Genomic DNA, 8,179 nt, shown 5'->3' with positions numbered 1-8,179 from the left:
GTCAGCGCGAACGGCTGGAGAGATGACAGAATCGTTGACGACGTCCGTCGCCCTGCTCATTGCATCGTCGATTGCAAACCGCGTGATCAATTGAAACCTCGACTTCCATTTGAGGGTCAACGACGAGGAACAACCTGCGCGGTGGGTGACAGCGCCAGGGTGGTCCCGATCGGCTGCGACTGCCGGGTCTGTAGACGCACGGCAATCTTCTGGCGCCGGGTTTGTGACCCGTAGCGCCGCCGGATAATAACCACGTTTTTTGCTGGAGAGGCAAACAAAATGTAGGAAACCGCGAAATAAGTATCGGAGACTTCCTACGCCACTGTGACGACATCAAAGGGACATGGATGTCGTACGTGAGGTCTATGAACCTGGCGCAAGAAGCTCTTCAAGAAAATCAATGAACACATTGATCCGGCTTGAACCCCGGTGATTGGGCAAATACAGCACATTGATGCAACTGCTCGCACTGCCGGGATTGATCTCATAACCTGCCAGCAATCGCGTCAGCCGGCCTGCAGCGACATCGTCGCGCACCAGCCAATCGGCCAGCAATGTCACCCCGCCACCCGCCACTGCCGCTTCTCGCAGGATGTCGGCATTGTTGCTTTGCAGGCGGCCGTGCACATTCAACTGGAGGGTTTCCTCATCACCCTGGAACGTCCAGTTCTGGTGCGGGCCACCGTAATCGAAGCGCAGGCAAGAGTGCTCGAGCAAGTCACGGGGATGACACGGCACCGGGTGACGGCTCAGGTAATCCGGACTGGCCACCACCCAGCGTTCGAACGCGCCGACCCGCTTGCTGACGATGTCTTCACTGACCACTGTCGACCCGAGACGCACCGACACATCGATCTGCTCGCTCAGCAGGTCGCTGACCTGATCGCTCAACGAAATGCTCAATTCCAGTCCCGGATGTCGCTCGAGCAATCGGCCCAGATGGGGGGCGATGATCCTTCGACCAAACTCCACCGGAACGCTGATGCGCAAGCGCCCTTGCGCCTCGCTTCCACGGTCGGCGACGACCGCGTCAGCCTCGTCGATGGCATCGAGAATGGCCACGGCCTTCTCGAAATAGTTTTGCCCGGCGACGGTCACACTGGTGTTGCGAGTCGTGCGGTTGAGGAGACTGGCACCCAGTTCGTGTTCCAGCCCCGCGACCTGGCGAGTCACCGATGAAGTCGAAATACCGAGTTTGCGCGCCGCAGAGGAGTATCCGCCGCACCGCACGGTTTCAACAAACATCTTCAGTGCCAGTAACTTGTCCATAAGCGCAACCCGGTCAAAAAGGAACGGCGATGATTGTGCATCACCGAACGCCAGGCGTCTTGTATGACCGTGCCCCCTCGGACTCTTCGATGCCAGTTCCTCAGGCATTGGCCTTGCGCCCCAGGAACATCGCCAGGGCCAGTGCCGGCAGCAATGCCACGGTGACGGCAGACAGGTGCCAGCCGAAATGCTCGTAGAGGGGGCTCGCCACCAGCGATCCCAACGCCCCGCCCACGAAAATGCTGGTCATGTACACGGCATTGAGGCGCGCACGGCTATGCGGATCGATGGCGTAAACCTCACGCTGGCCCAGCACCATGTTCAGTTGCACGGCGAAATCCAGCAGCACCGCACAGACCACCAGCCAGATGTAACTGCTGCCGGGCAACGCGGCGATCAGCAATGAGACCGGTGCCAGCAGCAGTGCAACGAGTGTCCCGCGCCGGCCATGCCCGGCATCGGCCAGGCGTCCGGCAATCGGCGCTGCGACTGCACCGACGGCGCCGACCAATGCAAAAATCGCAACCTGTACCTGGCTGAAACCGTGGTGACGCATCAGCTCGATGGGCGCGAGGGTCCAGAACAGACTGAAGCTGGCAAACAACAATCCCTGATACAGGGAGCGCTGGCGCAGAACCGGATGACGACGGACCAGCGCAAACACCGAGCCGATCAACGCCACGTAAGTCGCCTGATGTGTCGGAACACGACGCGGCAGCGCAATCGCGGTGATCAGGGCGATGAAGGCCATCAGTGCCGCCGCGCTGAAAAACACCCCGCGCCAACCGAACACTTCCACCAGCAGGCTCGACAGCGGACGCGACAGCAGAATGCCCAGCAACAGACCGCTCATGATGTTACCCACCACGCGGCCACGGGTTGCTTCGGGCGCCAGATGCGCTGCCAGTGGCACCAGAATCTGCACCGCCACCGAGGTAAGACCGATCAGCAACGACAAAACGAGGAACATCGATGGCGAATGCGTGAGGCCGGCACACATCAGGGTCACGCTCGCCGCCAGCGTGAACCCCACCACCAGACGTCGGTTCTCCATGAGATCGGCCAGCGGCACCAGCAACAACAGACCCAACGCATAACCCATTTGAGTGAGTGAAACGATCAGGCTGGCATTGGCGCTGGACAGACCGATCTGCGGCGCGATCAGTTCGACAATAGGTTGAGCGTAATAGAGGTTGGCCACGACCGCGCCACAGCAAAACGCCAGGAACGCGACCATCAGGCCGGAGAGTGAAGCGGATTGTTCGGCCTTGGCCGCCGCAGCCGGGTTACCCGTGAGCATGGTGACACCTCATCTGATTCGTAAAAGTGATGGCAAGGCTAAGGGCTCCGGTCGACACCGAGAATCCATCCTTCGGGCAATTGAGTGATGCGCCATCCGCAACACCCAGAGCGTTGCGGTTGGCGCAATACGCTATTGCGCGGCCCGGCAATACTCGAACACCAGCGCCTTCTCTACCCTTGGGCACCTGGCGCAGGGCTCCCCATCGGCGCCCTTCCCCCGGTCGCACAAGGAGCTGTTCATGATCCCGAATCCGTCATCAATGCCCGCCGCGCGTCTCTCGTGTGTCAACCCCTCATGAAAAGCAGGCTCTTGAGATCCAGGCCTCTATGGATCAGCGCAGTAGTCCTCGCCTCGCTCGGTGCAATCGGGGCCGTCGTACTGATGTGGCACCCGGCGATTGCGCCCGTCGAACGCTCGCGAACATTCAGTTCCGAGCAACTGCAGCGCGGTGCGCGAGTGGTCGAGGCCGGTGACTGTGCGGTGTGTCATACACGTCCCGGCGGCCAATACCTGGCGGGGGGACTGCCCCTCGTGACGCCGTTCGGCACGCTTTACAGCACCAACATCACACCCGATCCGCAGACCGGCATCGGGCAATGGTCGCTGCCGGCGTTCGAACGGGCGATGCGTGAAGGAATCGCCCGCGACGGCCACTTCCTGTACCCGGCCTTTCCGTACGTTCACTACCGGCGCATGACCGCAGACGACATCGCCGATGCGTATGCCTATTTGATGAGCGGCCCGGCCGTGAACTCGCCGGCCCGGGAAAACCGCATGAATTTCCCGATGAACATCCGCCCGCTGGTGTCGTTCTGGAAACTGCTGTTCCTGCATGCGAAACCACTGACGCCGATGGCGCAGCAGTCTGATGCTTGGAATCGCGGGCGTTACCTCGTCGAAGGGCCCGGCCATTGCGCAGGCTGTCATTCTCCGTTGAACCTGATCGGTGCCGAAAAGTCCGGCGAAAGCCTGTCGGGCGGTGCCGTTGACGGCTGGGAAGCGCCGTCGCTGCTCGGCATGGCTCACCGTGCAAACGCGTGGAGCAACGATCAGTTGGTGAGCTACCTGCGGGCAGACGTGGTGGACGGGCACGGCACGGCGGCCGGCCCGATGCGCCCGGTCAGCCTCGGTCTGGCCAGCTTGCCGGTCGGTGATGCACAGGCGATTGCCGAATATCTGCTGAGCCTGCCGGCAAAAAAAACGATCACCGAAACGCATGTCGCAACGACAAATGCAGGCCCTTCAGATCCGTCCACGGGCGCCTTGCTGTTCGCCAGCGCCTGCGCCGGTTGCCATGCCTCCGCAGCACCGATGCGCGAAATCGACGGGCGTCCGTCGCTGGATCGCACCTCAGCGCTGCAAGCCTTACACCCACGCAACTTCCTGAAAACAGTACTCGAAGGTGTCCCGGCAACACCGGGTTTGCCCGGGCCGGTGATGCCGCCGTTTGCCGCCAGTCTCGACAACGATCAACTCACAGCCCTGGCGACATACCTGCGTCGACAAGCCAGACCCGACCAGCCCTGGACCGACCTTTCTGCCACCCTCGAAGCACTGCGTCAGGAGACGAAATGACCCAACTCACGCTCAACGTCAACGGCGCCGTCCAGACTCTGGAGCTGGAACCTGACATGCCGCTGCTCTACGCACTGCGCAATCATCTGGGGTTGAACGGCGCCAAGTACGGCTGCGGCCTGGGGCAATGCGGCGCTTGCACCGTCATCGTCGATGACAAGCCTGTCTTTTCCTGCCTGACACCCTGCGCGGGCCTCGATGGCAAAAAAGTCCGAACGGTCGAAAGCCTCGGCACCGTCGAACACCCCGGCCCTTTGCAGCAAGCCTTTATCGACAAACAGGCGGCCCAGTGCGGTTACTGCATTGCCGGCATGTTGATGCGCGCGCAGGCGTTGCTGGAAAGCAACCCACACCCGGACGAACAGACCATTCGCGAGCACATGGCAGGCAACCTGTGTCGCTGCGGCACTCACTTGCGGATTATCGAAGCGATCAGCCTGGTGGCCGGGCAAAACGGGAGCGCACCATGACAGGGGTCAAAGAGGTCGATCACAGTCGCCGCGCGTTCTTGCGTGGAGGCGCCTTGCTGGTAGCGTTTACCCTGGTGCCCGCAACGCGCCATGCCTGGGCGGACACCGAAGTCGATACGCTTGGCACCGTGGTGCTGGCGCCTGACCTTCCCGGCAGCCTGCGCACCAACCCCTGGCTTGATGCCTGGATCCGCGTCGGCCCTGAAGGCATCACCGTCTACACCGGCAAGGTTGAACTGGGCACCGGCGTCAAAACAGCCTTGGTGCAAATTGCCGCTGAACGTCTGGAGGTGTCCCCGACAACGATCAACCTGCTTACCGCCGACACCGCACTGACGCCAAACGAGGGCTATACCGCCGGCAGCCACAGTATTTTCGACAGCGGAACCGCGCTGTTCAACGCGGCGGCACAGGTGCGTGAGCTGCTGCTGGCGTCGGCCGGGCGAAGCTGGGAGATGGCACCTGCCCGACTGACGACTTCGGAAGGCATCATTCACGGCCCCACCGGACAAAGAATGTCCTACGCCGATGCCGTCAGAAACGTCGATCTGCACCTCTACGCCAAGCCCGAATCGCCGAGCGTGTCCGCGACGTCATTCAAGGTGATCGGCCATTCGCTGCAACGGCTGGATATTCCGGCCAAAGTCAGCGGCGGCGCCGCGTTTGTTCAGGACATACGGCTGCCGGGCATGTTGCACGCCCGGGTCATTCGCCCGCCTCGGCCAGGCTGCACGCTGGAAGCCTTCGACGCGCAGTCGATCAAAACGCAGTCCGGTGTGGTGCAGGTGATTCGCGACGGCAACTATCTGGCCGTAGTGGCACGTGACGAGTGGCAAGCAATCAAAGCCATGCGCAGCGGATACGAATCGGCGCGCTGGACTGGCGGGCAGGCGATACCCGAAGCGCAGGACATTCATGCGTTGCTGGAGAGCCTCCCCTCACGCCGCTACCCCATCAGCCAGGAGGGCACGCCGCGGGGTACGACCGACAACAGCTATCGCGCACGCGTGACCAAGCAGTATCTGATGCACGGCTCCATCGGCCCGTCATGCGCCGTGGCCTGGTTCAAGGACGGCACCCTCACCGTCTGGACCCACACCCAGGGTGTGTATCCCCTGCGTGCCGGGATCGCCGAAATGGTGCGATTACCGCCAGAGCGCGTTCGCTGTATCCATACCGAAGGCTCCGGCTGTTACGGCCACAACGGCGCAGACGATGCAGCGGCCGACGCGGCGTTGATTGCGATGCGCCTGCCGGGCACGCCGGTGCGAGTGCAATGGATGCGCGAACAGGAGAACCTCTGGGAGCCTTACAGTTCAGCGATGGTCACCGAAGTGCAAGCCAACCTTGATGCACACGGAAGAATGCAGGACTGGAATTATGAACTGTGGACAACACCGCACAACGAACGCATCGTCAATGCCGGACGATTGCTTCCTGCGCGACTTCTGGCTCGACCCTTCGTCTCCGCGCCTTCGGTGCCGATCGCACAACCTGAAGGCGACGGCGATCGCAATGCAGTGCCGCTGTACGCGCTGGCCTCCAAACGCATCAACATGAATTTCGTCACCGAGATGCCGTTTCGCACCTCGGCCATGCGCTCGCTGGGCGCACACATCAACATCTTCGCGATTGAAGCGTGCCTGGACGAGCTCGCCGCCAGGGCCGGGGTCGATCCGGTTGCCTTGCGCCTTGCGCACCTGACGGATCCCCGGGCACGGGCCGTGGTGGAGCAGGTTCGCGACGCCGTCGACTGGCCGCAAAAAAGCAGCGAGCCTGGCACGGGCCTCGGCTTCGCATTCGCTCGCTACAAAAACATCATGGGCTATTGCGCCATCGCCGTACGTCTTCGGGTGCATCCGCAGACCGGCGAAGTGCAGATCGATCATGTCGTCACGGCAGTGGACGTGGGACAGATCGTCAATCCCGATGGGCTGCGCAACCAGGTCGAAGGCGGAATTGTCCAGTCCACCAGTTGGACGCTGTATGAAAAAGTCGCCTACGACGCCGGCGGCATACGCAGCTACGACTGGAGTGGCTACCCGATCCTGCGCTTCCCACAGGTGCCGAAAAAGGTCGACGTTCATCTGCTCGACCAACCGGGACAACCGTTTCTGGGGGCTGCCGAAATCGTCCAGGGCCCCATGGCGGCAGCCATCGGCAATGCCGTGGCGAACGCCACCGGCCGGCGCTGGTTGAACCTTCCTCTGACCCGCTCGGATCAACCGTCCTGAACGTCGCAGCGTTGCACTTCACGCAATGCAGCGTAGCGACACGCATGGATTATCAAGCGCTGCGCAGCCGCTTAACGTAAGGCCATCCGGTGCCAGACCCAACCCAACGTCCGACACCCTCTGCCGACGCTTTTCAAAGACTGGAGAACACTCATGACGCAGCACCTGTTCCGCCCTATCGCCCTGGGCCCCTACACACTCCCCCATCGGGTGGCGATGGCGCCGTTGACCCGCTCGCGCGCCGGACAACCCGGCGACATTCCGACGGCCATGAACGCCGAGTACTACCGCCAACGCGCGAGTGCCGCGTTGATCATCACCGAAGCAACGCAGATTTCCCGCCAGGGCCAGGGTTATGCCTGGACGCCTGGAATCTACAGCGATGAACAGGTGCAAGCGTGGCGCGAAGTCAGCAGCCAGATACACGAGGCCGGCGGGTTGATCTTCATGCAGCTTTGGCATGTGGGTCGCGTATCGCACCCCAGCTTTCAACCGAACAACGCATTGCCGGTGGCCCCGAGCGCATTGCCCGTACCGGGCAAGACCTTCATCGTCGACGCGGATGGCAACGGTATCTGGGGAGATGTGCCGGTACCGCGCGCACTGCAGACGTCGGAAATTGCCGAGATCATCAGCGACTACCGCCGGGCCGCGCGCAATGCGCTGAACGCCGGGATGGATGGCGTGGAAATTCACGCGGGCAATGGTTATCTGCTCGATCAATTCATCAACAGCAACAGTAACCAGCGTGAAGATTCGTACGGTGGCAACCTGGAAAATCGTGCACGCCTGTTGCTGGAAGTGGTCGCCGCCGTGGTCGACGAAGTCGGTGAAGAGCGCGTGAGCGTTCGTCTGACGCCGATGGGACGCTTCATGGGCATGGGCGATGAGACGCCTGAAGCAACGTTCGGCTATATCGTGCGTTCGTTGAATCGCTGGAAACTGGCCTACCTGCATCTGGTCGAGCCCGCCGTCGTAGGCACCGTCAAGGATGAAAACTACGATCCGCGTTGGGATGCCATCATCAGTCAGTTGCGTGCGGCCTGGGATGGCGTGCTGATGATCGCCGGAGGCTACGACCCCGAGACGGCGGAACAGGCCCTGATTGATGGCCGCGCGGACATCATCGCGTTCGGCAGACCGTTTCTGGCCAACCCCGATCTGCCAAGGCGAATTCGCGACGGGTTGTCGCTCAATACCCCAGACCCGAGCACCTTCTTCGGTGGCGACCAGCGTGGCTACGTGGATTACCCGGTTCACTCCTGATTTTCCATACCAACCTGTGTGCCCATTGGGCCCCCTGTCTGGCTGACAGGAGAGTCGCGCCA

Annotated in this window: 6 protein-coding genes; 4 read left to right on the top strand and 2 right to left on the bottom strand. The window is 61.9% G+C overall.

What is annotated here, in order from left to right:
- Window positions 1-363 precede the first annotated feature (363 nt).
- Window positions 364-1,269, bottom strand: a complete 906-nt coding sequence (locus tag IF199_RS12180) for a LysR family transcriptional regulator (protein ID WP_192560526.1) — start codon at window positions 1,267-1,269, stop codon at window positions 364-366.
- A gap of 100 nt (window positions 1,270-1,369) precedes the next feature.
- On the bottom strand, window positions 1,370-2,569 hold the full coding sequence (locus IF199_RS12175; protein WP_192560525.1) for an MFS transporter: 1,200 nt from the start codon (window positions 2,567-2,569) through the stop codon (window positions 1,370-1,372).
- Between the two features lie 312 nt (window positions 2,570-2,881).
- Between IF199_RS12175 and IF199_RS12170 the strand changes: the two genes are divergently transcribed.
- The 4 genes from IF199_RS12170 (at window position 2,882) to IF199_RS12155 (ending at window position 8,117) form a co-directional block, all read left to right on the top strand.
- Window positions 2,882-4,147 carry a cytochrome c gene (locus IF199_RS12170; RefSeq protein WP_244142461.1) on the top strand — a complete coding sequence of 422 codons (1,266 nt, stop codon included), beginning with the start codon at window positions 2,882-2,884 and terminating at the stop codon, window positions 4,145-4,147.
- Window positions 4,144-4,617 carry a (2Fe-2S)-binding protein gene (locus tag IF199_RS12165; protein WP_102622141.1) on the top strand — a complete coding sequence of 158 codons (474 nt, stop codon included), beginning with the start codon at window positions 4,144-4,146 and terminating at the stop codon, window positions 4,615-4,617. Before IF199_RS12170 ends, IF199_RS12165 begins: the two co-directional genes overlap by 4 nt.
- Entirely contained in the window at window positions 4,614-6,851 is a 2,238-nt protein-coding gene (locus IF199_RS12160; RefSeq protein ID WP_192560523.1) for a xanthine dehydrogenase family protein molybdopterin-binding subunit, read from the top strand. The genes IF199_RS12165 and IF199_RS12160 overlap by 4 nt, the downstream gene beginning before the upstream one ends.
- A 153-nt stretch (window positions 6,852-7,004) precedes the next feature.
- A complete protein-coding gene (locus tag IF199_RS12155; RefSeq protein ID WP_192560522.1) occupies window positions 7,005-8,117 on the top strand; it encodes an alkene reductase in 1,113 nt (370 codons plus the stop codon).
- The last annotated feature ends 62 nt before the right edge of the window (window positions 8,118-8,179 follow it).

This window comes from Pseudomonas allokribbensis (genome assembly GCF_014863605.1).
Taxonomy (GTDB): domain Bacteria; phylum Pseudomonadota; class Gammaproteobacteria; order Pseudomonadales; family Pseudomonadaceae; genus Aquipseudomonas; species Aquipseudomonas allokribbensis.
The sequence above is the reverse complement of the archived record's forward strand: the minus strand, read 5'-3'. Positions and strand labels throughout refer to the sequence as shown.

Coding starts and splice junctions, on each gene's coding strand:
- IF199_RS12180 (WP_192560526.1), bottom strand. CDS start 1,269: ATGGACAAGTTACTGGCACTGAAGATGTTTGTTGAAACCGTGCGGTGC.
- IF199_RS12175 (WP_192560525.1), bottom strand. CDS start 2,569: ATGCTCACGGGTAACCCGGCTGCGGCGGCCAAGGCCGAACAATCCGCT.
- IF199_RS12165 (WP_102622141.1), top strand. CDS start 4,144: ATGACCCAACTCACGCTCAACGTCAACGGCGCCGTCCAGACTCTGGAG.
- IF199_RS12160 (WP_192560523.1), top strand. CDS start 4,614: ATGACAGGGGTCAAAGAGGTCGATCACAGTCGCCGCGCGTTCTTGCGT.
- IF199_RS12155 (WP_192560522.1), top strand. CDS start 7,005: ATGACGCAGCACCTGTTCCGCCCTATCGCCCTGGGCCCCTACACACTC.